A 26,478-nucleotide genomic window follows, 5' to 3' on the forward strand; every position below is an offset into this window, starting at 1 on the left:
CAAGACTTTTTTGAGGATACAAATCTCATGTTCCTCGTTAGTTAATATCTTATGAGCCGCCTACCTCTATTTTACCCATCAAGCAGACAACTGTCAACGGGTAACGCCGCGACAAGTGTCAAGCGTAGCGAGGACACCGTAGCGTCGCACGCTCGCGTGCGATGTCCCACTCGACGTATGATCAGGCACGCTCGCGTGGCTCGCCAAGATGCTGCTGTCTCATACGAGTTACAGGAACATCGCACGCGAACGTGCTCAGCCTCTTGCGGAGTATAAAAAGCTACTTTGGCTGTTGTCTGAATCCAACCACATTACCGACAGCGTCTTTAACCTGTGCAATCAACAGCCCCCTGCCAACGTCCTGAACGTCCTTAACAACCTCAGCACCGGCTTCAGTCATTGCCTGGACGCTACGCTTAATATCCTCAACCTCTACATACGCAATCGGCCCTAGAGTAGAGTTAGGGTCCAGGCCGACTTCCTGATCACCCACCTTATAACCTACATAGTATGCACTATCGACATACGGTTCAGTTCCTAAAAACGCATTATAAAATTTTTTAGCTTGATTTACATCCTTGACCGGGAAAACCACGAGTTGAATAGTACTGGACATAATATCTCCTCCTCAATTAGACATTATTAGCCTGAAGGCTACTTAAGATAAACGAAAGACTATACTCATCCGCCGAAGTTCAGGATTCATATACCTCCTTCGTTAGCTCCTTGTCGCTTGCTTGTATACAAGGCTCCATGCAATTGCCATATCAACAATATTGTTATATAATCAAGTTACTTGATTTTAAAGCTATTGTCAAGAGGGTAAGATCATGAATTCAAAGCAGGATTTAGAAAAACAAGTTATGAATGCTGCTCGCGAGAATGGCATCAGCGCCATTTTATTTCGCAACGCCATGGGCAGAAAGCTAGAACTAAATGTTACCGATTCTGAGTGCCTTAGCCTTCTATCTATCAAAGGCACCTCTACTCCGACCGAACTGGCTCGTTATACTGGTCTAACCACTGGCTCGACAACGGCGATGCTTGATAGATTGGAAAAAGCCAATTTCATCAGGCGTGTGCCCAATCCGCATGACAGGCGCGGCGTAGTGATTGAGATCGACAAGCAATATACAAAGACAGCGGGGCCATTTGTTGCAGGTCTTCAGCAGGCGCATCGTGAGCTCATCGCCGGTTACTCAGATCAAGAGCTTGAAACTATTACTGATTTCTTAACACGCTTTACAAATAACGTGAAAGAACGCACAAAGATGATACAGGAAGATCTTATCTAATAACAGGAGTACTCACACTCATTTCATACGAGATGAGTAAGAAGGGTTGGGGGATAGCTTTGGACCATCCCTCAAACCCTTCGCTGGCAGATCTATATCGCGCTCACCTGCTCGTTCTTTTCCGCGAGTGCCGACCCGGAATTGTTTATGTCATATGACCATCTCACAGGTTTTTTGAGCCTGCCATCCTGGTCGCCTGGTAGTTTTACCAGGTTCTTTTCATTTCTGGCTTAATATTACTCCTCAGCAATAGGTAGTAGATTCTAGTAATTCTACGGATATACTTCTTCCTCTTCTCAGATATACTCACATCAGAAACATTTCCAGAAGAATTTTTCTAATGGAGCCTTTCACATTGATCTATCCCTGCTCTAAACGTATCAAACATTAACCAGTTTATAAAAATATTCTATGCATACACATATTTTTCTTGATACGAGTGTGACAACACAAAAATCATAAAAAATAAGAACATGCGGAAAAGAAAATAGTTGCCTTATGGATACGCTTCCTGCTATGACGCAAAACGATAAACAAAGGGCCGATTGGAGTTCTCTCCTCAAGGCATTACAACGGCTGAATAATCTCCTGGAACAGGCGTGCCTGATTGCGCAAGTGGTCTATGGACCAGAGAGAACGACAGATCTTTTTCGAGGTCTGCATATCAGCCCGGTCGAGGTAGAGCAGTTATTGACCACGCCACCGGCATCCTCTCTCCTCTACGTAAAGGACTCCCAGCGCTCATCACGCCTGGAGCCAGAGGATTCCCTGGGATCGTTGCCATGGCTTATCGAGCAGTGCGACCTCTCCTCCTTTGATATCGACGTGCTGATGATTGCTCTGGCACCCGATATCGATCTACGCTATGAACGCTTGTATGCGTATTTGCAGGATGATGTAAGCCGCAAGCGACCGAGTATTGATCTGATACTCAACCTCTTGTGTGCTACTCCGGAAATCCGAATGGCCTATCGTTCACGCTTTGATCTGGATGAGCCTCTCATCGGGTATGGTCTGTTACATCTCATACCCGATGCCTCCCAAGCTCAATCGCCGCTCCTCTCGCATTATGTGAAGATCAACGAGCAAGTCGTGCATCTACTGCTGGATCAGGGAGGAGTGACAGCAGCGCTGGCTCCTTTTGCCAGACTGCACCGGCCCGAGCAGACAAATGATAGCATTCCGGATGCATTAGTGGACACGCTCACAACACGCGTGCGCCAGCCACGCCGGGAAGGATCTCCCTTACGCTTCTTTTTCCATGGACCACATGGTACCGGCAAGTTGCATGTGGCAAAGAAATTAGCTGAACGCCTGCACAAGCCTTTGTTGATCGTCGATGTGCCAGCTGCCTACAACGCTACTCATGAAAGTACAGAGCTCTTCAAAAGCCTATTCCGCGAGGCATGGTTGCAAGATGCCATGCTCTATCTGGAGAACCTCGATGGACTGCATAGCCATGAAGATGGCCTGCAAAGTCTGCTGACCGCTCTCTCAGAAAGCAAGATTATAACTATTCTCGCGGGTACTCAGTCGCGCCTCCCGCTGCCAGCACACAGTCGCTACAGGGCTGCTGATGTGCTTCCGGTGCCATTTTCGCTGCCCACGTTCACACAGCGCCGCCGCTTCTGGCAGCTCCAGTTGGGTGATGACGCGCTGGTACAAGAAAGCGGGCTATTAGATACATTAGCGACACGCTATCAGCTCACGGCAGGGCAAATCCGCAATGCCGTTGTGGCAGCACGGCAGACGACTCACTGGAGAGCGGCACGTGCATCCATGCCACCCGGAGCCATCCGGCGGGGAGGACAGCTTACAGCAGAGGATCTGTTTAGCGCCGCTCGTGAGCAATCCGACCATGAGATAGGAACGCTGGCTCGCAAAATTGAGCCACGCTCCACCTGGGATGATCTCGTCTTGCCGCCCGATCAACAGGCTCAATTGAAAGAGATCTGCGACCAGGCCCAATACCGTCATATCGTCTACGACCGCTGGGGCTTCGAGAGCAAGCTATCCCAGGGGAAAGCGCTCAACGTGTTATTCTCCGGGCTTCCCGGCACCGGCAAAACCATGGCCGCCGAAGTCATCGCGCACACCCTGGCCATCGACCTCTACAAAATCGACCTGTCACAAATGGTGAGCAAGTATATTGGAGAGACCGAAAAAAATCTTGACCGCATCTTCAGCGCAGCCGAAAGTGCTCATGCCATCCTCTTCTTTGACGAGGCTGACGCCCTCTTCGGGAAGCGCTCCCAGGTGCAGGACGCACATGATCGCTATGCCAACATTGAGGTAGGTTACCTCCTACAGAAAATGGAGGAGTACGAAGGCATAACCATCCTGGCGACAAACCTGCGCAACAATATGGATGAAGCATTTATACGCCGCCTGCAGTTCAGTATTGAGCTCCCTTTCCCGGATGAATCCTACCGCTACCGCATCTGGCGTGGACATTTTCCGGCCGCCGCACCGCTCAGCGACGACATCGATTTTACCTTTCTAGCCCGACAGTTCAAGCTGGCGGGAGGCAACATCAAAAATATCGTCCTGAACGCGTCATTTCTGGCCGCCGCCGATCAGGATCAGTGCATCCATATGCGACACCTCATCCTGGCCGCCAGACGCGAGTTCCAAAAAACGGGCAAGACCTGTACCGAAGCGATCTTTGGAGAATATTTCCCTCTGCTTCAAACATACTATTGATCCTGTAGTGCAGCAACAACTTTTACTTATGAATTGAACTGGCACAATAAAGGGACAATCCACAGGATAAGCCCTGTATGCGGAGGTCATTCAGCTTTGCACGACCGAGCCGCGCCAGCCGGAGCAGACCAATGGTTATAAACAATCTGACGGTTATCAGTGATCTCGATAAAACGCTGGAGGAGTTGTTCCTGCTTGAGTTTGGGAACCCGCTCAGCTTTGATCTCAGCTTTGCGCTCCCAGATAGGAACTTTAAGCCGCTTTCCCAGACCAGGAGCACATTAAACTGTTATCTCTACGAGATCAATGAAGATCGCGAGCTACGCAACCTGGAGCCGATCCTGCGTCGCAATGTCGACGGCACGATTGATCGGCTCCCTGCACCAACGCGTGTCAAGTTATCCTATTGCGTCACAGCCTGGAGTCCAGCCCAGGAATCTCCTGGCGGAGGGCCAGCCATCGACGAGCATAGCCTGCTCAGCCTGGCGCTGCAAGTCTTCTTAAAGTATCCCTTGCTGCCCATCTCAACGCTCCAGGGCTCGCTGGCGGGACAGGAACCTCTGCCGTATACCACGGCTATCCTACCTGATAGCAGTAAAGCGACCAGCGATTTCTGGAGCGCCATCGGAGGACAGCTCAGGCCATCATTGGAATACAAGGTCACGATTGCACTACCTTACCAGCCAATCGTAAGTGGTCCCATGGTTACCACATTGAGCCTTGGTCTGGTCGGGGATCAACCATTCTATAGCATTGGAGGGAGAATCTGGGATGCAAATACACCGCCAAACCCCATTGCCTCTGCATGGGTACGGCTAGATCAAACCGGGCAGATCAATGTCAGCGATGAGCGTGGATACTTCCTGATTGAGCATATCGCAGCGGGCAATTACACGTTGACGGTTCGCGCAATCGGTTTTCGGGAAGGAAGCAGTAGCATCAACGTGCCGACACAAAGTGGTTCCTACGACGTACATCTTGCATCATTATGATCCAGTACAGACATGACATACACCTTATAGCGCAATAAGTCATTACTAAGAGGAGAAAAACATGCCTAATTATACGACACCAGGCGTTTTTATCGAAGAGATTCCGGCCACCGGACCAATCGCAGGGGTTGGTACCAGCACAGCGGCCTTTATCGGACCTGCCCTGTTTGGGCCAATCAACGTGCCAACTAGAATCACAAACTGGACACAATTTAAAACAATCTTTGGCGATTATCCGCTCGATCCGACCCAAAGATTCTTTACGCCCTACGCCGTACGTGGTTTCTTCAGCAATGGAGGCACGACCGCCTACATGGTACGCGTTGGCACAGCCCAGACTGCCGCGCTCAGTCTCAATGATCGTGCCAGCTCCGGATCAAAAGCGACGTTGCAGGTGACGGCGCAACGCTCCAGCGCTGCCGGGAACAATATACAGGTAGGAGTGCTGGCTGCTCAGATTGTCGATAGCACAAAAAACGCCAGTGTCGCGAAAGCGCGTGTCAGTATTGCCTCTGCATCCGGCAATACCGTCACCTTGCAAACGGCCAGTGACGGCAACCAATTCCGCGTTGGAGACGTCATCACCATCGACACCGCCTCCGCTGGGACGACAGAGAGAACGCAAATCGTGCAGATACAGGGCACCACGATCACCCTCGCGAGCAATCTAAGCAGCACATACCAATCAACCGCATTTGTGCGCATCGCCGATCTGGTCGCGAATCAGAAAACCCTCCGTATTGTGAATAGCACAGGTATCGAGCCAGGGAGTGTCATCAATTTCGTCGTGCAGACGACACCACCAACTACAGATACCTATGTTGTCGATAGCCTATCCAACAGTTTTGTCACATTGAGTGGTAGTGGGCTCACCAAAGCCTATGCGGCAGCGACTGCCATCAATATCACCACGACCGAGTTCTCGCTGACCGTCGTGCAACAATCAATCTCCGAGCAGTTTTCAAATCTCTCGATGGACTCCAGACACAGTCACTACTTTGGACGTGTCATCAACTCAGCACTGGTCAATATCACCCTGCCATCCACACCAAACACGCAGGCACCACCCAATAATATGCCTGCCACGCTCAGCCCTACCAATCTCTCAGGTGGCACTGACGACCAGGCGAGTTCATTTAGCGCCGCACAATACCAGAACGCGCTGAACGCCCTCACCGCCATCAACGATGTCGAGCTGGTCTGCCTCTCTGTACGCGATGGGATGTCTCCAACGGTGCTCAGCGCAATTCAGGCCAACGCCGTCAGCCACTGCGAGACAATGGGAGACCGTTTTGCGATCCTCGATGCAGCGCAGGGATCAACCATCCTTGGCAGCAATAATCTCACGACGCAGGTTAGCTCGCTTGTCTCCTCACGCGGTTTTGCCGCCTTCTACTATCCCTGGATTCTCGTCAACGATCCAGCGGGACCCACTGGCAACGAGACCCTACTTGTTCCACCTTCGGGACATCTGGCTGGCCTCTATGCTCGCAGCGACAGCCAGCGTGGAGTTCACAAGGCTCCCGCCAACGAGTTCATCACGGGTGCCCAGGGACTGGAAACTCTGCTCAGCGATACGGACCAGGGTCTACTCAACGCCTCTGGCATCAACGTACTGCGTATCTTCCCTGGTCAGCCGCCCATTGTATGGGGAGCGCGTACAACCGCCACGCCTGATCAAGTCGCCTGGCGTTACGTGAATGTCCGACGCCTCTTCATCTTCGTTGAGCAATCGCTCATCCAGGGAATGCGCTGGGCCGTCTTCGAGCCCAACAATCCGACGCTCTGGAAGAAACTCGAGCGCACCGCGACCGAGTTCCTCACCCGTGTCTGGAGCTCTGGAGCTCTCTTCGGGAAGAAAGCCAGCGATGCTTTCTATGTCAACATTTCGGAAGAACAAAATACCGATGCCGTGCGACAACTGGGACAGGTCATCATTGAGATCGGTATCGCTCCCGTACGGCCCGCAGAATTTGTAATTGTACGTATCGCGATGTGGGATGGAGCATCTCAGACCAGCGAAGCATAAGCAACATAAAAAGGAGATTCATTCATGACACAGACAGGACAAAGGGTTGATCCATTCCGCATTTTTAACTTTCTGGTAGAGCTTGATGGCATCGCTCAGGCAAGTTTTATTGAATGCTCTGGATTGGGCACCACCACCGAGGTAATCGAGACACGCGAGGGCGGCAACAATACCACTGTCGTCAAGCTGGCGGGCAAAACAACCTATAGCGATATTGTGCTCAAGTGGGGCATGACCAATGCCACTGAATTATGGGATTGGCGTCAGCAGATCATCGATGGCAACGTGGTGTACAAAAATGGCTCAATTGTCATCTACGACCTGGCCAACAGCACCGAGGTTGGACGCTGGAACTTCTTCAGAGCATGGCCTTCCAAAATGGAAGGACCTGCCTTCAATGCCAAGGGCAATGACATCGCGATCAACACCTTAACGTTATCACATGAAGGGATTATAAGGGTATAAAGATGTTTAGTGTCGAGCACGAGTTTACATTGCCCAAAGGGTACGTTGATAAGGAGGGCAATCTGCATCAGCAGGGAGTCATGCGCCTGGCGACGGCCGCCGATGAGATCTTTCCGATGAGAGATCCGCGGGTGCAAAACCTCCCGGCCTATCTGATCGTGATCCTGCTCTCGCGTGTAGTGATTAAGCTCGGGAAGCTGACACAGATCAATCCCGCTGTGATTGAAGGTCTCTTTGCCGAAGATCTGGCCTTCTTGCAAGATCTCTACAATCGCGTCAACGGACTGGGAGCGCAGCAAGCCACGCTGCGCTGCCCTCATTGCGACCATTCCTTTGAAGTCGAGGTTCCCTATCTGGGGGGATCGTAGGCTACCCTCTGGAACGGGTCTACCAGGAGGTAGCCTACCTTGGCACGCGCCTGCATTGGACGCATGAAGAGTTACTCAATCTGGACCATATTGAACGACAACGCTGGCTTCAGCACGTCACGCAATTAGAGGAGTCATAATGGACGAACGGGACACAGAAGAGCAGGGAGCAGTTGATACGACGGCACGACCTTTTTTGAGGCAGACATTCCCTACGCTAGGAGCACGCCTGGTACGCGAGGCTCGCCAGAATGCGAGTCGCAAAATGCCTGTCTTTCCCTGGCTGCGACCACTGGAGGCAACCATCGAACATCTAAATGCTCTGCCAGTGCCCACACAGAAGCGCTTTCAACGCATCGACTCTGTGTCCTCTGGATATCCTGCAGATACACGTCCATCGACACAGAGGAATGAGCACTTTCAGAGGTCATCACTGACAGGCTGGACGGCATTGGATAATCAATCGCTGGCACCGTACCGGCAGGGTCAGGTAGGAAACAGCACCTTGCCAGTCGCCGTCAGCGACCCGGCGTGGGAACATCTCACATCTGAGCCAGAGCGCTCGTTCTTCCTGGCTCAGACCCAGGCAGAGGCTGACACACAGCCGTATCGAGCAGGAACCAATGAGATGAGAGCAGTTAGCGCATCCAGCGCAACAACGTTCGAGCCGCACCTCCAGAACTTGACAGGGAGTGGGAGCGAGCAAATGCGTCTCCCTGACAACGCAGAGAAGTGGTCATCTGCAAACTGGAGCACTGAACACAGGAGGCCCACAGCCAAAATAAATCCATCATTACCGATACGCTCAACTGAGATGGGAGATTCAAGGACACAAGCGCAATCATCGGAGGCCAGTTCTACCGGAGCCATACTCGCACCGCATCTCCAGCAGAGGGTACAGGACTTCGTGGGGATAGGAAGCGAGCAGATGCGTATCCACGACGACGCGGAAAGCCATGCCTTTGCCCAGGCTCACAATGCCGATGCCGTCACAATAGGGCAACAGGTCTTTTTCGCCCAGAATCGTTTTCGTCCCCAGGACGAAGATGGGTTTGCGCTGCTAACCCATGAGGCATCGCATGTAGTGCAAGCGATGCTTCCCGGAAGCTCGTGGAGACGCTCGACACAAACCGGAATGCAGGAGGAAGAGCAGCAAGCCATCAATGTTGAAAGGAGAGCACTGGCAACCAGACGCAATGCATCATGGGAAAATGGCCCGCCACCTGGATCAGCTCGCTCGCCATTATCCGCACCAGTATCGACGTTGCCGAGAAGCACAAAACCATCGGTGCCTCAGAGAGGCACCAGCCCTGCGACATCACCTGCCGCATCCACAGGATCAGCGCTGCTGGAACGTCCCATGAGAGCGGCAAGCGATCGCACCCTTGAAAATGACACTCCATCGTTGGTGCAGCCAGATATGCAGGCATTGAAGCGAGCAGTCTACCGCGATCTGATGCGGCAGATCAAGATGGATCAGGAGAGAGGAGGATAAAAAATACTGTGGCACTTACAAATCTGGCAAAGGCGATTATTATCAATACCGTAACCAACGACAAGATTACAGTGATGTATAATCCCGAAGAATTCAAACTTGATCAAGGCAACAACTTTTCAGAGGTGGGCATTCCTGGACTAAATGCGTCCCCTATTCAGTACGTGCGTGGAAAATCGCGTATGCTGAGCATGGATCTCTTCTTTGATACCTACAATAGTGGAGATGACGTACGCGTTTTCACCGGTCAGATTGTCAACCTGCTCAATACGCTGCCACAGACGAAGGCACCACCAGTGCTGCTTTTCACCATGGGTCGCTTCACCTTCGAATGCGTCCTGGTCGACGCGGGACAACGTTTCACGATGTTCACACGCGAAGGCACTCCTGTACGTGCCATGCTCTCAGTGCGCTTCCAGGAATATGTGCGCATCGATATCGCCGTGCAGCAGGGACTCTTTCTCGGGCCACCGGCACTGCATACATTCATCCAGGGACAGACATTAAGCGGGCTAGCGGCGAATTATCTGGGTGATCCAGGCAAATGGCGACAGATCGCCGAGGCCAACAACATCGATGACCCATTAAATATCCCTTCCGGCACACCACTCAGCATTCCAGGAGGGAGCTAGTCATGATCGATATGTTTTACGCACCGCGCTTCGATATCCGTATGACAGGCCTGACACTCACTGCCGATGTCAGTAGCCAGATCATCAGCCTGACCTTCGAGAGCGATCTGGATATGGCCTCGATGTTCACGATTACCATGTATAATCCCGACAACCAGTTTCTGGATTCAGCGCTTTTCGATCTGGGCACCAGGGTTGAAGTCTACATGGGCTACGGCAACGATCTGAGCCCTATGATGTTAGGAGAAATTACAGCCCTCGAACCATCCTTTCCTGAAGGAGGCGTGCCGACGCTCAGGATCTCTGGCTATGACCTTTCTTATAAGATGCGCAATAATCAGCTCAGTCGCACTTTCGATAACGACACCGATGGCGATATCGTCACAACGATTGCCCGAGAAGCCAACTTGATCCCAGTGATAGAGGCATCATCCTTCTTTCACAAAGATCCGGTACCGCAATCCAGCAGTGACATGGCAGTGCTCAAGACGTTAGCCCAGGCCAACTTCTTCGAGGTCTATGTGCAATGGGATAAGCTCTATTTTCAGTCGCCGCGCCCACAGACGGAGGCGATCGTACTGGAATGGGGCAAGAACCTTTCAAGCTTTGAGCCACGCATCTCGAACGCGGGTCTGGCCGGCTCTCAGGTTGTGCGCAGTTATAACGAAGAACTGGCACAGACCATTGTCGCCTTTGCCACAGCGGACAACTTCGATCCTGCCAATCAGTTAGACAAACTGGGGAGTGCGGGTCAGAATCTCCTGCTCTCATTGGGTCGTCGCATTCAGCGCAGTGAAAAGGTCACATCTACCAGCGATGCGCTCACCATCGCCCAATCCCTCATGCAGGAGATCCTGGATGGCATGTATGAAGGATCTGGCAGTTGTATCGGTATGCCTGCATTGCAAGCAGGACAATATATCATTATTCAGGGGATCGGCAAGCGTTTCAGCGGCACCTATCGCATCCGCAAGGCCACCCACACGATCGATGAGAGCGGCTATCGCACTCAATTTGAGGTCACACAGAAGAGCAACGCCAACCTATTGCCATTATTGCGCAAATCGCTCCAGGAGTCTCCGTCACCCAACACGCCTGAGCGCTTCTATGGGGTCGCGATAGGCATCGTGATAGATAACAATGATAGCCAGCGGGACGTCCCGCTGGGACGCGTTCAGGTCTCCTATCCCTGGTTCTCAGAGCAAGCCAAAAGTAGCTGGGCACGCTGCGCCACGCCCATGGCCGGAGCAGACGCCGGCATGTTCTTTCTGCCCGAAGTGGGCGACGAAGTGCTGGTCGCCTTTGAACAAGGCAACCTGACGAATCCTATTATCATTGGCAGCCTGTGGAACGGAAAAAAGCGCCCACCCATCACGAATAGCGATGGGCAGAATGCTATACGCCTCATCAAAACGCGCTCAGGACATGCAATCACCTTAGACGATACCGCAAACAACGAGAAGATCGTCATCAGTGCGAAGGGTGGCAGTCAAATTACCATGAACAATAATGGAAGTATCACAATCAATACCTCGAATAAGGATGGAAGTATCACGATCAACGCCTCGGCGGATCTCACGCTGGCCTCACAAAACGGTTCGATCAGTATCGAGGCCAAGCAAGGAAACATCACCCTGAAAGCACAGGGAGTTGATGTCCAATAACAAGAAAAGAGAGATGAACAATGGTAGGTTCGAATGTATTGACGACCGGTAGTGTCATCAATTGCCCCCACTCAGGGCAGTTAACGATTACAGGAGTGACACACAAACTTACAGTACAGGGAATTCCAGTCCTGTTGGAAGGTGACATCGAGCAAGGGAAGATGGAGAATTGCTCCATCACCACCAACACCAACATTCCCTCGCAACAGTGCACACAAGTAAAAAGTATCACCTCCGGAGGAGCAACAAAACTGAAGGTCGGCGGCGTCCCTGTGATGCTCAAGGGCACAACCGCCGGCTTCACCGATGGTTTTTCACCAGCATTCCCCGCGGGAAAGAACATGATCACCATCGGCACAGTACAGAGCAAATTAACTGCGGTGTAAAGAAAGAGGAACATCGAGTGAACAGCAACTTTTTTGGGAGCGGCGTCGGCTATCCCGTGCAGATCAGCACCAGCGGCGGCATTCGCAAATCGGAAGGTGTGCAGAGGATCGAGCAATCCATCCGAATTATCCTGGGAACGCAGTATGGAGAGCGTGTGATGCGTCCGCGCTTCGGCTGCAACCTGAAGAGCCTGGTGTTTGCTCCCAACAACGAGGCGACCGCTAATCTGGCTCGCTACTACGTCCAACAGGGCCTGACGCAATGGGAGCCGCGGATCGAGGTGTTTGAGGTACTCGTTGAGAACGACAACCAGAATAGCCTGCTCCTGATCGAGATCCACTATCGCCTGCGAGCAACGCAAGAAGTATTCGGCATCACCATTCCATTTTCTCTGGAGGCATTATAAGCTATGTTAACATCTAATCGAGGCCGTATCCAGCCACCGGATCTCGACGACCGCACCTGGCAGGATCTTGTCGATCAGACCGTGGCTCTGATCCCTAAATATGCACCGCAGTGGACCGATTATAGCCCTGGCGATCCAGGCAGAACGCTCATTGAGTTGTTTGCCTGGCTCGTTGAAGGACTCACCTATCGGCTCAATCGTGTCCCTGAAAAAAACTATATCGCATTCTTGAATCTCCTGGGCATCACCCGTAATCCAGCGGTACCGGCGCATACCTTTTTGACCTTTACCACCCTGCCTGCGGTCAACACGCCGATCCTGATACCACAGAAGACGCAAGCACACACCCAGGGCAGCGAGACTGAAGCGGCCATTGTCTTTGAGACCGACGAAGACGTGAGCATCCTGCCAATAAATTTAAAAAGCGTACTGCTGGTGCAGCAGGTGACCAACACAAACGCAGCAGGAAACCCTGTCACCACCTACATATACACAGATATCACTGCGACGCTGGCAAGCTCGCTGGAGAGTGGGTATCAGGTCACATTACCCGGCAGTACACCATCGACGCAGCCAGTCCAGCTCCTGCTCGGATTCGACAAGCCCACGACACAGGCCATCCAGTTGCGCATTCACCTCTCGCAACCGGTACAGATGACGACCACAGACGCAACCGATCAGGCGCAGGTAGCTGTCACCTGGTCCTATTCAAAAGGCACCAGCGAGCCAATCAACTGGCCAAATCCGCAAGTCATCGATCGCACCAGTGGCCTGCTACATGATGGCATCGCCACGGTGACCATTCCATCCGATTGGAGCAGTCAGGCTCCCTCCGGATGGGCAACTCTTAATCAAACGCCTTCCGGCAACCAGATCACCGCTACGTTTAACTGGATTGGCATCACGTTACGCAACGTGCTCGCACCCAGTGCTACAGCGCCAGCTGTGCAGATCAGTTTTAACTACCTCCTGTTTAACTCGGTGTCAGCCTACAACGCCCTGACGATCCCCAAGCCAGAGCCGTTGGGACAGAGCGATGGAAGCACTCCCTGGCAGGTTTTCCAGCTCAAAAACTTTCCTCTCTTCAAGCGTCCCAACAGCGACACACCCTATAACCATCTGGAGATTCAGGTCGATGGCGTGACCTGGACGCAAGCCGATGACTTCCCCGCCGGGCCTGGCACTGTCTACCGACTCAATCCCGTAACTGGCGAGATCAACTTTGGCAACTACGACCCATCGCGTGCGCAACCCGACACGCACGGCACAATTCCGGGCAAAGGTGCGCAGATCACGGCCACAACATACCGCTACGTAGCTGCCGGACTGACCGGGAACGTTGGAGTCGGCAACGTCAATGCACTAACAACGGCTATTGCTGGTATCGCTGGTGTTACCAATCTATCCGCTTCTTTTGATGCCGTCAATGAAGAGCCGATCGAGGATACACTCCAGCGCGCCCCATTAGAGCTGAAGAGCCGCGATCGCGCCGTGACAGTAGAGGATTATGAGATGCTGACCAGTGAGGCGAGCAATGAAGTCGCCATCGTACGCTGTCTGCCACCGCATCTGGCTGAGGTTGGTGATCCGAACGTGCACATTGGCGTTGGAGATCCCTGGCCCTATGCGGGCATCAACCGTGCACCGGGTAACGTCAACGTGATCATCGTACCCAACCAGGGAGTCGCCATCCCTCAGCCCAGGCCCAGTAAGGATCTGGTCCAGCAGGTGCAGAGCTACCTCGATATGCGCCGTCCTCTTACCTCTGCCCTGCGCGTCAGTGGGCCTTACTATCTGCCCATCAAGGTCACAGGGGTCGTGAGTGTGTGGGAGCGTGCTGCCAAGCAAGGATTGATCAGTGATCCAGAGGAGGTCAGAGCCACGATGCAGAATAAGCTTCAGCGCTACCTCCATCCCATTTATGGAGGTCTGGACGGCAAGGGATGGCAGGTGGGACAAAGCGTATTCATTGCCGATCTCTTCAAGGCAATTATGCCCGACGAAAATCTTGGCTTCATTACATCGCTGAGCATAGCAGCCGATACGCCACTCTACACCCCGGCGACACGTCCTTTGCAACAAACGCAAGCAGGCGCTATCTCACCAGTCTGGGTGAACGTCGCGGAATATGAGTTGGTCTGTTATGGGGTAAGCAGCAGCATTACACTTGCCTCCTCAACGGTATAGTAAGGAGGCATCAGGAGCAAACCATGAGCGACGACAACACTGTAAGCAGCTATCTCAGTCACCTACCACCTGTACTCTGGGCCGGTGAGTTCCCGCTTCTCGGACAGATGCTACGTGTCTTTGAAAAGATTCTGACGGGCATCGACGATGGACAGGTCATCCAGCGTGGCGACCAGACGTATCAGGCCATCGAGCAGGTCATTGCCCACCTGTATCAGCTTTTTGATCCGTGGCATACGCCCACCCAATTTCTGGATTGGTTGGCTTCCTGCGTGGACCTGACCTTTCCTAAAATCGGAAACGCGCAACAGGGTCAAACGATCCAGGCCTGGGACGAATACCTCAGGCGCAAAGCCATCGCCCAGATCATGCAAATCTATCACCAACGCGGCGTCAAAGAAGGATTAAATCAGTACCTCAATCTTTACACGCTGGCCGACAAGCGGCCGCGCATCGCCGTAGATGATGGCAGTAGAATACTCTTCACGCGCCCACAACCCGATCGCTTTGCGCAAATAACGACGTTAGTCAGCCAGGGGCCATACAAACGCGACACATCGGTCATACTCGATGGACTCATCGCGCCCAATTGTATTGCACTTGCGCCAGACGGTAGCCTGATTGTCGGTGATAGCGGCACGCCGGATAAGTGGACGCCTGTAATCGGAGCAGGCATCTGGCGTATCTCTCCATCCGGCAATTACACGCCAGACGCCTCGACGGGGAAACCAAAGCGTATCGGCACCACAAGCTTTAGTAATCCGGCCGCTGTTGTCACCGATACAGCCCAGAACAACTGGCACATCTACGTCCTTGACAACGTCGCATTCACTTCAAACACGACGGCAAAAACCAATGTGCTCTATAGTATCGCTGCGCCAGCACTCACAACAGTCACGGCAATCGCCACGAAAGGAGCATTGAGTCTCGTTTACCCGATCGCCATGGTGCTAATCAATGGGCATCTGCTCATTCTTGACCGAGGAGCCTTCGTTGATTCGCCAGCCTCGCCCAGCGTTATTGATGTACAGATTGACCCATCAGGTGGCCCAGTTACCCTCAGCGGGACGCATGCCCTTCACACCATCATCGAGCCGCTCTCGATGGCGCTCCTGAGCAACGGGAATCTGCTCATCGGAGATGGACGAGAACAAGATAGCGTCACGCCAGCCGATCTTATCCTGGTTGATCGCAGCAATAACACCAACTGGGTTGCAACGCCACTGTTAAATACAGACTCGCAGGCCAGCGCTCGAAATCCACTAATCACGCCGGTAGGAATCATCTGTCAGGACGATACACATCTTTTCGTATTGGATCTGGGACTCAAGCCATACATCGTCTCTCTGGACCAGACACAGTCACTTCCATACATACGTCAGATGGCTGAAGCAGCGGTCATCTATAGTGTCGACCTGTCACAAAAGAAGATCCTCCGTGCGACCACCCAGGGAGCACTAGTGCATCCAACCGGCATGGTGCAGGACAAGCAAGGAGCTCTTTATATCGCAGACCATGGAGAGTCGGCCGACGAATTGCTTGCGGTCATGCGACGTGCCTGGCGCACACAGCCGCACGAATTTGGCGTCGCAGTCCATTTCTCTTCGCAGCGCTCGACGACCCCACAGGATCAGCGCCAGATCTATCAAAACATCAGCGACATCGTCAACCAGGAAAAACCAGCTCATAGCGCCTGGACCATGCTCTATAGCGTCCAGGATTAACATCAAGCAGAAAGTAGCAGTATCACATCATGACAGATCAGCAACAATCAAGCTCGACAGACATCCAACCACTCAGCCAGACCATTCCACTGCAACGCACGGTCTATCGTACCAAGGACGGAATACCCCGCGATAGCAGTGCGCTCCGTGCGGAGAGCAGGCAAGATATGGAACAGTATTATCAGCCCCTGGAACGTTTCCACGGCTCAGGACTGCATGGTTGGGGTATCGCAGCAGGCTTACATGTGCTTGCCACACTCGGCAGTCCCGATGTCGTTGTGCAGCCCGGTATTGCGCTCGATAGCAACGGACTGCACATCTTGCTCATCCCCGGTGGATCAGCCAAAGTAGGCGATCCAGATAACCTTCAAACCCTGCCGGTCGATACCAATGGAGTCACCGTACCAACCGCGAACGTGGAGGGCTATCAATATCTGGTAATCCAGTTCAGCGAAGACTTTGGCAGCAATGGTACGGTAGCTTTCTTTACGCACACTCCCTGGCTCCATTTTGTCACAGAAGACGATGTTTCATTTGATGGGAGCAATCTCATTCTGGCGCGGATTCTCGTGGATTCCAGCCAGGGAGGAATTGTCAGAGATTTTCAGCAAGATATGCGACAACGAGCCGACGGGCATGCGGAGCAGGCGCACGCTGTCAGTGAGCGTGGACCCGGAGTAATCACGGGGCTGGAGGTCTCTGCCATACCTGGAAGTGCCAATCTCTCGATAGCGCCGGGACTGGCTCTTGATGGCACCGGTCAGTACATCGCACTCATCGGTGGAGATACGGTCGAGACGGGAGTTGTACCGGGTGCCACGCCCGATTCTCTGGTAAGCCTGAGCTATCTTGGCGTGGATCTTTCTACAACAGGTCTCACAGGAAAGAAATGCCTCACCATCCAATCCTGGGAAACACCCATTCCGATTGAGCTGCCATCTATACCCTTCCAAACATCAACGCTGCAGCCGATTGCTCCTTTTCGCTTCACCTCTACTCCCTGGCTACGCCTGGTAGACGCCGATAACTTTTTCAGCGACAATCTCAGTGTTGTGCTGGCAACAGTTCTGCTGGACGCCAATGGATTAGTCACCAGTATCACACAAGAGCAGCGACAGACAACTGGTCAGACCGTCGGCAGTATCCATCTCAAAAAGAGCATCTTCTCAGACTGGACGAGCAGTCAGGAAGTCTCTACGCAGGAGATGGGAACGATCAGCTCCCTGGACAACGGCGTGGCGCTGATCGTTGACCAAAACAGCGAGATCCACCTGGGCAGCGACGGAGGTGGCAATTGTTCTAAAATCTTGCTTGGCGCAGCGAAAGTAGTGGCTCAACAGGCGAATGGTTCTGAGAGTGTGGTTATTGATAGCCAGAAAGGCGCCATCACCAGTTCCTCTCTAGCGACAGGCGCAATCTCTTTAAACCACGCAGGCACCGTAGCGGGAGCGCTACACTCCTCAGCTACCGGGATGGCCCTGACCGTTCCCAATGCCAGCAATGAGATACATCTGGAGCTTGAAGGAGGTGGTGATTGTGCCCAAATTTTATTAGCCGCCAACAAAGTTGTCATTCCAGGGCCGGTTGCCGCTATGAATGTGATTATCGACAATGAAGGTACTATAACTGGCAATGTGGTAGCAACAAATATCCTCAAAGCCAATAGCATCACAACAGTCACCAGTCTCACGACTGAAACTATCACATCAAATAACAATATCATAACGGCAAATCTCACAGCGTCCAACAATATCACCGTCAACAATCAAATCACCACATCTGTTCTCAATGCGCTGGGCGTCAAATCCGGGTATGTCCAGGCATCTTTTCTTTACCTCGCGACTGATTTCCGAAGTTCGCAGCCAGACGCCATCAACGCTATCATCAGTTCCACGCACAATAGCCTGCATCTTGGGGTTCCCGATCCAAGCGGCACGATCCAATTGGGACTCAACGTAGGTGGCGACACTGTAGGAACTATTGCTCAAATCACCCTCAACGCCAATAGTGTTAAGGTCTCCGGGAACTTATCCGTCACTGGTCAGAAGCAATTTGTGCGCGATCATCCCAATGATTCAAGCAAGCAGATCGCCTATATTTCACTGGAAGGAGGTGAGGCCGGTACCTATATTCGTGGCACTGGTACGCTCAGCGATGGCAAAGCCACCGTCGAGCTACCGGAACATTTCAGGCTCGTAACTCACAAACAAGGACTGACCATCCAGCTCACGCCACGTGGCGAGTGGCTGCAATTGTATGTCGTGGAATTAGATACAGCACATGTCGTAGTGCATGAAGCCCAGGGCAAAAATGGCGAATTTGATTACCTGATCCAGGGGCTTCAAGCTGGTCATGAGAATCACCAGCCGATCCAGGACAAGCTGTAGCCATGTAGCATCTCTCCCAGTTATGGTGGAGGGACTGATTATGTATATCGCAATAAATAGAAAAAATGCACAAAAGAAAGTAAAGGATATCGATAATGATTGATCAACCCGTCAGCCAAACAGACGCCCAACTCTTAAGCCAGACCGTCCCCCTGCAACGCACGGACTATCGCACCAATTCCGGAACACCGCGTACAGGCAATGCGCTCCATGCGGAGAGCAGGCAGGATATGGAACAGTATTATCAACCCCTGGAGCGCTTCCACGGAGCAACCTTGCATGGTTCGGGCATCGCCGCTGGTCTACATGTACAAGCGACGCTGCACAGTCCTGATGTCACAGTGCAGCCGGGTATTGCCCTCGATAGCAATGGGCTGCACATCTTAATCGTTCCCGATGGATCAGCCAAGGTGGGCGATGCCGACGACCTTCAGCCTCAGACGGTTGGTGCCAATGGAGTCATCGTGCCAACCACAGGCTTGATTGGCGATCAATTCTTGATCATGCAATTCAGCGAAGACTTCGGTACCGATGGCACCACCTTCTTCTATACGCACTCTCCCTGGCTACACTTCGTCAAGGCCGCCGATCTCCCTCAGGACGGAAACAGTATTATTCTGGCAAAGGTGACCCTTGATGGAGATCCCAACGCCAGCGATGGCGGTCCTAACGCCGGACAGGTCCTCTCTCTGACACAGGATATGCGCCAGCGAGCCAACGGACACGTTGAGAAGACGCAAGAGGTCAGTGTACATGGTCCCGGCGTGGCCACAGGATTAGGCGTCAATGCCACCGTTGGAAGTGCTGGCATCACGGTATTGCCAGGGCTAGCGCTTGATGCGACCGGTCAGTACATCTCTGTGAGCGATGGTGGGATCGTTGAAACCGCAGCCGTACCAGGAACATCGTCCGCGTCGCTTGTCAACGTGGGTCCTGGCGGTGTCAACCTTTCCACCACGGGTCTCAGTGGCAACAAATACCTCATTATCCAGGCATGGGAAACCCCTATCCCGGTCTCACTACCATCCCTGCCTTCGCAGCCATCAACGCTTCAGCCAGTAGCCTCGTTTCGTTTCATCTCCACTCCCTGGCTACGGCTGGTAGACGTCGCAAATTTTACCAGTGACAATCTGAGCCTCATTCTGGCAACGATCTCGCTGGATAGCAACGGGTCAGTTACCAACATCACACAAGATAAGCGACAGACGACAGATATGGGCATTGGTAGTATCCATGTGCTTAAGAGTTTCTCCTCAGCCACCAACGGCTCATCTGAAGTTGTTGATACCAGAGAAGCAGGTGTCATTAGCGGCACAATCGGCGGGCTTTCCATCACCGTCCCCAACCCCAGCGACGAAGTTCATATGGAGCGTGACGGCGGCGGGAATTTTGCCAAAGTCTCACTGGCAGCCGAGCACATCGTGGCACGAAATGCGGCAAAGAACGAGACGGTGACTATCGATAGTGAAGCAGGCAGCATTACCGCTACGGGTGCAATTGCAGCCAATAGCCTCTCCAGTACAGGTTCCATTACGGCCAATAGCCTTACGACTACCGGCCCCATCTCCGCTGGCAGCCTCTCAAGCAGCGGTTCTGTCTCTGCGAGTACGCTCTCAGCCAGCGGCTCTGTCTCTGCCAATAGCCTTACGACTACTGGCTCTGTCTCCGCTGGCAGTCTCGCAACCACCGGCTCCGTCTCCGTCGGCAGTCTCTCCAGTACAGGTCCCATTACAGCCAACAGTCTTACCACTACCGGTGCTGTCTCCGCTGGCAGTCTCTCGACCACGGGTACAATTACAGCCAGCAGCCTCTCGGCTACCGGCTCCGTCAAAGCCAGTAGCCTCTCGGCGACCAGCTCCGTCTCCGCGAGCAGTCTCTCAGCGACCAGTTCCGTCTCGACGGGCAGCCTCTTCGCCAGTGGCTCTGTCTCCGCGAGCAGTCTCTCAGCCAGCAACTCTATCGCGACAAATACCCTGAACGCCAATACGCTTGCCGTAGGGCTCTCAAGTCCACGCACACCGTTACATGTCCTGGGACGCATCGCCACCGGACTTGACTTCACGTCGGCTGGAGCAATCACCTTCTTCCCGCCGGATGGATTCGCCTGGTTCCACATCGATAACGGGCCAGCTGGTCGCACACTGGGACGCTTACGCTTCTCCTTTGGCGGTAATCCAGGCGACAACGAAGTCATGAGCATCGACCAGTCTAGAAATGTCGTGATCACAGGCAACTTTTCCGTTACCGGCCAGAAAAAGTTTGTCCATCAACATCCAGATAATGAGAACAAGCAGATAGCCTATGTCTCACTGGAAGGAGGAGAATCGGGTACCTACATTCGAGGAAAAGGTACACTTGTCGACGGCAAAGCAACGGTTGAGCTCCCCGAGCATTTCCGACTTGTCACCAATCAGCAAGATCTAACGATTCAGCTGACTCCGCGTGGAGAATGGTTACAATTGTACGCCGTAGAAGTTGATACAACACATATTGTCGTGCGTGAAGTCCAGGGCAAAAGTGGCGAATTTGATTACTTTGTCCAGGGGATTCGAGCAGGCTATGAAAACTATCAGCCCATCGAGGACAAGATATAAGTCACGCGAGCGTCTCTCCCGGTTGGGAGAGACGCTCGCCATACCGATACAACCAGAGAGTGAAGCAAGGAGGACTTGCCAACTATGACACAAATGCATCATCAGGCACCAGGCCCGTCATCCACCGCTCAGCCTCAGCAGGCAACACGTGGACCGGATCGGCATGAACATCCACTCCAACGCTTGCAGCGCACGCTCGGCAATCAAGCTGTGCAGCGGATGGTGCAGGCTCATGCAGCAACAGGAGTGCTACAGACGAAACTGACCATCAATCAGCCAGGAGATGTATATGAGCAGGAAGCGGATCACGTCGCCGAACAGGTTATGAGCATGCCCGAGTCTCAATTACAGCGCACGTGTGCCTGCGGAGGAACATGCTCAAAATGCCAGGGAGAACAGGATGAGCACGAACACACCCATCTGCAAATGAAAAGCATCCAGGCCAGCGGCTCCGGACAGTCCACTGCGCCGCCCAGTGTTAACGAGGTCTTGCGCTCGCCCGGTCAACCACTCGATCCAACAACGCGGGCCTTTATGGAGCCACGCTTTGGTCACGACTTTTCCGCAGTCCGCGTGCATTCAGATACAGCAGCCGAGCAATCAGCGCGGGACGTGAATGCTCGTGCTTATACTGTTGGACATGACATGGTTTTTGGTAAGGGATGGCACGCACCTGAAACAGGTGAAGGACGGAGCTTGCTTGCTCACGAACTGACCCATGTCGTACAGCAATCCGGTTCACAAGCTCACATGATACAACGCTCGCCAGCAGGTACTGATGAACCACCGACCAATACGGAGGTACTTGGAGCATCTGCATCTACTTCTGAAACGGTTGTCTTGTACCATTATGGAGATCTTGAAGGAAGAGCAACATTTAATTCACCTCCTGGCTATCCAAGGCTCACAGACTGTGACATCGCTACGACACAAGCGGAAGTGACAAAATACACGGGTACTCCGATCCATAGTAAACTCATTAACAAATACGAATTAAAGATTGATCTTGCATACTTTGAAAAGCATTTTAGAAACACTGGAACACGAGGAGCTTATTCCGAATTTGTCACAAAAGATGCAATTCCAATTAAGTACTTTCGCCTGGTCCTCAAACTTACCCCTGCTTCTTCGACAGGAGGACCACCTCGTGGATCAGTCCCCCCGGGAGGCGGCGGTGGGACCGGAGGTGCATCAGATCCCAGTGGGAAGAGCGCAACTCCAAAGTCCACCCAGAATAAAAAGAGCACGCCAGAGGTAAAATCTGGCGACGAGGAGCAGAAGCCCATTACCCCGAAAGTGGGGGAGTCCGCTAAAAAGCTCCCCCCGAAATTGAGAAGTACCACAGAACATGGCGGACCTGAGCCAGATCTCGCCAAAGTCCGGGCGAAAATAGGGAACCTTCGCACAAGGGGACTCAAGATTATCAGCAGTATTGCCACTATCTCAAAAGCCGTGGCGATTCCAATCAGCGCGGCACTTGAGTTAATGAACGCACTACAAAAGATGAACCAGACCCTCTCGAAGCTTGCGGGAGATGGCTGGATTTTCAGTGAGCAGGTAAGGTCTGCCAGAGAGATCCGCAATGCAGCCAATACGCTTATCAAGGACTACGCCGGTCAACATCAGATACTCGAGGAGATGTTTAACGACGCAATTGTGCTTGATTTGGAGTCACAGACCGGGGCCGGTAGCGATGAGTTTTCGGATTTCTGCATAGATGCCTATACCACAGTATCCACCCAATTGGATTATTCACGGCAACTGAGTAGCATGGTGAATGAGATAGTCACAAATGGGCGACTCGGAGTCAAACTTATCAAGTCTGTCATGGCAAGTGATGAGATGCTGGCCTCGCTGGCGATTGCTGAAATGGTCCCCCTGATGCCTAAAGTGACTATGGAAGATCTCTTTATGGCTTACCAGGATTTCGAACAGATCTTAGAGCTCGTCCAGGATCTCGATGTGCAACTCAAAGAGCACGTGGAACTACTCGAGAATGACCTGGGCATCATCAACGCAAACATACGTACGCAGGGCTTGCTAGGCGTTGCAGCTTATCGTAATCGCTAAACCTGGTGAAAGAAGATTGCAATGATCTGGTAAAAATACCAGATTTTGCAAATAATAGCATACAACATAATTACCAGCGATAGATAATGAAAGCAGGTAATTTTACAGATGTCTTCTTCTTTCTATTCTTATATACTCAATAGTAAATACATCTATCGAAGAGAAGTGCAAATACTTCGAAGGAATCTCAAAGGAAGAAGGAATGAATATCATACAAATGCTGGTGCCTGACGAGGTTGTCTTTTCTGACAGTGAGGGACAGACTCGCCGCTGGCTGGTCCTACACAAAACGGCAGGCTTTCATACAGCACAAGACGTCGCCAGCTACTTTCAAGCTGGCGCACCACAAGCAGATGGGACATTTGCCAGAACCAGTGTCCATTACGTGGTTGGCCTCGATGGGACCGTCGTCCAGTGCGTACGTGAGACAGACGGAGCCGGCGGCAATGGGCTGCTGGAAGCCGGTCATGATGCATTCTGGCCCACAGACATCAACCTGAATCTGGTAACGTTCTCCATTGAACACGTTGATCCTACCACTGACAACAGTACACCGGTACCTCAGGCTCAAAAACAAGCCAGTTTTCAGCTCATCCACGACCTCTGCCAGCGCTGGCAGATCCCAATGAGGCCTGCTGACGCCAATGGTGGCATCGCCGGACACTTTAGTCTTGACCCTCAATCACGCGCCCGCTGTCCCGGAAATTATCCCTGGGATGATTTATGGGCCTACTTGAAAGGAACAACAGAAATGTATCATTTTCTCTCGTTGGCAGAGCAATCGACATGGTTTACGAGCGTCGCTCCGGGCAGAGACGATGCCTGGAAGTGCAAACAAAATGGAGTCGTTTTAGGCGGAGCGCATCTGACATACTTCCGCTGGAACGGTGGAGTCTCTACACATGGTCTCCCACTGACTGCAGAGATCCATGTCGATAAAGAACATCATCCAGAGGTCGTTGATGTCGACTACGAGCGCTGCACCAACCGCTATGATCCTAACAAAGTTTACGACCATCCCCCCGTCGATAGCCAGCAGCCAGAAAAACGCGTCTATCCAGCACACATCGAAGGTGGAGAAGTATTAGCCCGTCGAGCCGCTCCATTGCTCAGTCCGCTGCAATCACAGGTCGCCGCTCTGGAGACGCAGGTCAAGCAATTACAAGCGACAGCCGCCGCTCAAACAATCGAGACACTGATGAATAAGCTGAATCTTATTGAGCAAACGGCGAAAGTCTAATCTTAATGTCACGGTGTTGAATAGTTCATCACATGGATTAGCTAGCCATAAAAGAGTATGTATGCATAAGATACACAAAAAAGATCAGTCCATGCAGAAACCTCTATTCGTAAACGCTGCCCGACCTCACCCGACGACAGGTGAGTCGGGACAGCGTGAGCACCCTCTGCACCATTTGCAGCACACAATTGGGAATCAAGCGGTGCAACGGATGGTCGAGACCCATGCAGATCCCGGAGTGTTGCAGACGAAACTGACCATCAATCAGCCAGGAGATGTGTATGAGCAGGAGGCGGATCACATCGCCGAACAGGTTATGCGCATGCCCGATCTACAACTCCAGCGTACATGCACCTGTGGAGGCACCTGTTCTGATTGTCAAGCTGAACAAACGGAGCAGGTACAGATGAAGCGTGTCGACACAGGCAACAAAGGGTCAGGTGAAGCTCCATCTAGCGTCAACGACGTATTGGCTTCGCCTGGTCAACCTCTCGATGCAGAGACGCTCGCTTTTATGCAGCCACGCTTTGGATATGATTTCAGCCACGTGCAAGTGCATACCAGTGCACTTGCTGAACAATCAGCAAAGGAGATGAATGCCCTTGCTTATACAGTGGATCAAGCTATCGTGTTTGGTGCAGGACAATATGCACCTCATGAACAGAGTGGCAGGGCGTTGCTCGCACATGAGCTAGTACATGTCGTTCAACAGCATGGCTCTGTCTCTGGAGAAGCTGCGTCCATGGTACAACGAAGCCCATCTGTACCAGCACCATCTCCAACGCCTGCTCCTCCTCAAACGAAATCAGGTCATGAAGAGACAGCACATGTGCCGAGCTTTCGTGTGCGGATTATCGCTCATGCCAGCCCACGATGGCGCGGTGCCCACAATACTGCTGATGCAGATCATCGCAATTTCGAACTCTCACAACAACGTGCTGACGCTGTTCGTGCAGAGGTTGAAAAACTGCTGGCTCAACATATGATTGCAGGGGCAAGCGTAGACATTGATGCTATAGACGAAGAGCAAGATGATACAGTTGGAGTTGCTACTGAGGCCAGAGGGAGCAGCGATACACGCTTGGAGGCAAAAGGAGACCGCTTCGATAATGCCCCACAACGACGAAGAGTCAATGTGATCATCGACTCACGCCAGTTTATTGAAGGCCAGGCTAGCGCTTCACGACCGTTACTTAAACGGCCAACAGAGTCCAGGTTCTGGCATGTAAGCATCGATCAAACAGCTGGAGGAGCATTGGGCTTTGCCGGAAACTTGATCTTTCTAACACTAACAAATGATACATCGGAACAGACTATGACAGGAAAGGTCTTTGCCTTTGGTGGTGGTCCAAAAGCGTCTATAGGTACTGGTATATCTTTGGGAAGCGCTACAGGATTCTCAACAGACGCCCCAGTAGACTTCGAAGATTTTGATGGCAATTGGGTTAGGTATGTAAACTTTGGCGCAAGCATGTTTGTAAGTTATACCCAGGCATACCTCTCTTTCTCTGGCTTTGGAAACAATGCGAAAGAAATTGACGTGAGTGGTCCAGGCGCAGGAACGATAGGGGTGGGCGGCTCGATTGTAACTGGTCCACTCTGGTTAGATAAGCCATATCCTTCCATAATGCTTCCAATTAAGGATTCAGGAGAAACATTCACATTGTACAACAGGACTAAAAGAGATGAAGCAATACATACAGTTTTATTCTCTACAGGTGCGGCAAAGATGAATGAGGCAGAAATTGCTATACTTGACTCGTTTCTAATGTCCGTCATTACATCCAAACAATAAGATTGCATTAGATTATAAGAATTTTACCTATGTGGAAAATAATTA

Annotated in this window: 20 protein-coding genes; 19 read left to right on the forward strand and 1 reads right to left on the reverse strand. The window is 52.3% G+C overall.

Features of this window, described 5'->3' with window-relative positions; genetic code table 11:
• Nucleotides 1–280: 280 nt before the first annotated feature.
• On the reverse strand, nucleotides 281–616 hold the full coding sequence (locus tag AC27N8_RS02315) for a VOC family protein (RefSeq protein ID WP_487063548.1): 336 nt from the start codon (nucleotides 614–616) through the stop codon (nucleotides 281–283).
• Between the two features lie 214 nt (nucleotides 617–830).
• Between AC27N8_RS02315 and AC27N8_RS02320 the strand changes: the two genes are divergently transcribed.
• From AC27N8_RS02320 to AC27N8_RS02410, 19 genes are all read left to right on the forward strand, one after another.
• Entirely contained in the window at nucleotides 831–1,295 is a 465-nt protein-coding gene (locus AC27N8_RS02320) for a MarR family winged helix-turn-helix transcriptional regulator (protein WP_487063550.1), read from the forward strand.
• Between the two features lie 516 nt (nucleotides 1,296–1,811).
• Complete coding sequence (locus tag AC27N8_RS02325; protein WP_487063552.1) at nucleotides 1,812–3,998, forward strand: AAA family ATPase; 2,187 nt, start codon at nucleotides 1,812–1,814, stop codon at nucleotides 3,996–3,998.
• Between the two features lie 131 nt (nucleotides 3,999–4,129).
• Entirely contained in the window at nucleotides 4,130–4,990 is an 861-nt protein-coding gene (locus AC27N8_RS02330) for a Pvc16 family protein (protein WP_487063554.1), read from the forward strand.
• A 61-nt stretch (nucleotides 4,991–5,051) separates the two neighbouring features.
• Entirely contained in the window at nucleotides 5,052–7,019 is a 1,968-nt protein-coding gene (locus AC27N8_RS02335) for a phage tail sheath subtilisin-like domain-containing protein (protein ID WP_487063556.1), read from the forward strand.
• Between the two features lie 24 nt (nucleotides 7,020–7,043).
• Nucleotides 7,044–7,484, forward strand: coding sequence for a phage tail protein (locus tag AC27N8_RS02340; protein WP_487063557.1), 441 nt, complete (start codon nucleotides 7,044–7,046; stop codon nucleotides 7,482–7,484).
• 2 nt (nucleotides 7,485–7,486) lie between these two features.
• Nucleotides 7,487–7,852: a phage tail assembly protein gene (locus AC27N8_RS02345; protein WP_487063559.1), complete on the forward strand. Its 366-nt coding sequence runs from the start codon at nucleotides 7,487–7,489 to the stop codon at nucleotides 7,850–7,852.
• A gap of 8 nt (nucleotides 7,853–7,860) precedes the next feature.
• Nucleotides 7,861–7,992, forward strand: coding sequence for a DUF6760 family protein (locus AC27N8_RS02350; protein WP_487067891.1), 132 nt, complete (start codon nucleotides 7,861–7,863; stop codon nucleotides 7,990–7,992).
• Nucleotides 7,992–9,347, forward strand: coding sequence for an eCIS core domain-containing protein (locus AC27N8_RS02355; protein WP_487063561.1), 1,356 nt, complete (start codon nucleotides 7,992–7,994; stop codon nucleotides 9,345–9,347). The genes AC27N8_RS02350 and AC27N8_RS02355 overlap by 1 nt, the downstream gene beginning before the upstream one ends.
• Before the next feature lie 8 nt (nucleotides 9,348–9,355).
• Entirely contained in the window at nucleotides 9,356–9,979 is a 624-nt protein-coding gene (locus tag AC27N8_RS02360) for a CIS tube protein (RefSeq protein ID WP_487063563.1), read from the forward strand.
• Between the two features lie 2 nt (nucleotides 9,980–9,981).
• Nucleotides 9,982–11,643, forward strand: coding sequence for a phage baseplate assembly protein V (locus AC27N8_RS02365; RefSeq protein WP_487063565.1), 1,662 nt, complete (start codon nucleotides 9,982–9,984; stop codon nucleotides 11,641–11,643).
• 20 nt (nucleotides 11,644–11,663) lie between these two features.
• Nucleotides 11,664–12,029 carry a hypothetical protein gene (locus tag AC27N8_RS02370; protein ID WP_487063567.1) on the forward strand — a complete coding sequence of 122 codons (366 nt, stop codon included), beginning with the start codon at nucleotides 11,664–11,666 and terminating at the stop codon, nucleotides 12,027–12,029.
• A 17-nt stretch (nucleotides 12,030–12,046) separates the two neighbouring features.
• Nucleotides 12,047–12,436 carry a GPW/gp25 family protein gene (locus tag AC27N8_RS02375; protein WP_487063569.1) on the forward strand — a complete coding sequence of 130 codons (390 nt, stop codon included), beginning with the start codon at nucleotides 12,047–12,049 and terminating at the stop codon, nucleotides 12,434–12,436.
• A 3-nt stretch (nucleotides 12,437–12,439) separates the two neighbouring features.
• Nucleotides 12,440–14,623: a putative baseplate assembly protein gene (locus AC27N8_RS02380; RefSeq protein WP_487063571.1), complete on the forward strand. Its 2,184-nt coding sequence runs from the start codon at nucleotides 12,440–12,442 to the stop codon at nucleotides 14,621–14,623.
• Nucleotides 14,624–14,646: 23 nt separating this feature from the next.
• On the forward strand, nucleotides 14,647–16,347 hold the full coding sequence (locus AC27N8_RS02385; RefSeq protein WP_487063573.1) for a phage tail protein: 1,701 nt from the start codon (nucleotides 14,647–14,649) through the stop codon (nucleotides 16,345–16,347).
• Between the two features lie 29 nt (nucleotides 16,348–16,376).
• Nucleotides 16,377–18,734 (forward strand): hypothetical protein, encoded by a 2,358-nt coding sequence (locus AC27N8_RS02390; protein WP_487063575.1) that lies wholly within the window; start codon nucleotides 16,377–16,379, stop codon nucleotides 18,732–18,734.
• 95 nt (nucleotides 18,735–18,829) lie between these two features.
• Nucleotides 18,830–21,328 (forward strand): hypothetical protein, encoded by a 2,499-nt coding sequence (locus tag AC27N8_RS02395; protein WP_487063577.1) that lies wholly within the window; start codon nucleotides 18,830–18,832, stop codon nucleotides 21,326–21,328.
• An 84-nt stretch (nucleotides 21,329–21,412) separates the two neighbouring features.
• Nucleotides 21,413–23,398 (forward strand): eCIS core domain-containing protein, encoded by a 1,986-nt coding sequence (locus AC27N8_RS02400; protein WP_487063579.1) that lies wholly within the window; start codon nucleotides 21,413–21,415, stop codon nucleotides 23,396–23,398.
• Between the two features lie 202 nt (nucleotides 23,399–23,600).
• Nucleotides 23,601–24,638 carry an N-acetylmuramoyl-L-alanine amidase gene (locus tag AC27N8_RS02405; protein ID WP_487063581.1) on the forward strand — a complete coding sequence of 346 codons (1,038 nt, stop codon included), beginning with the start codon at nucleotides 23,601–23,603 and terminating at the stop codon, nucleotides 24,636–24,638.
• Nucleotides 24,639–24,699: 61 nt separating this feature from the next.
• Nucleotides 24,700–26,433, forward strand: a complete 1,734-nt coding sequence (locus tag AC27N8_RS02410) for an eCIS core domain-containing protein (RefSeq protein WP_487063583.1) — start codon at nucleotides 24,700–24,702, stop codon at nucleotides 26,431–26,433.
• Nucleotides 26,434–26,478 lie beyond the last annotated feature (45 nt).

Source organism: Dictyobacter sp. Z7_2, assembly GCF_057551105.1.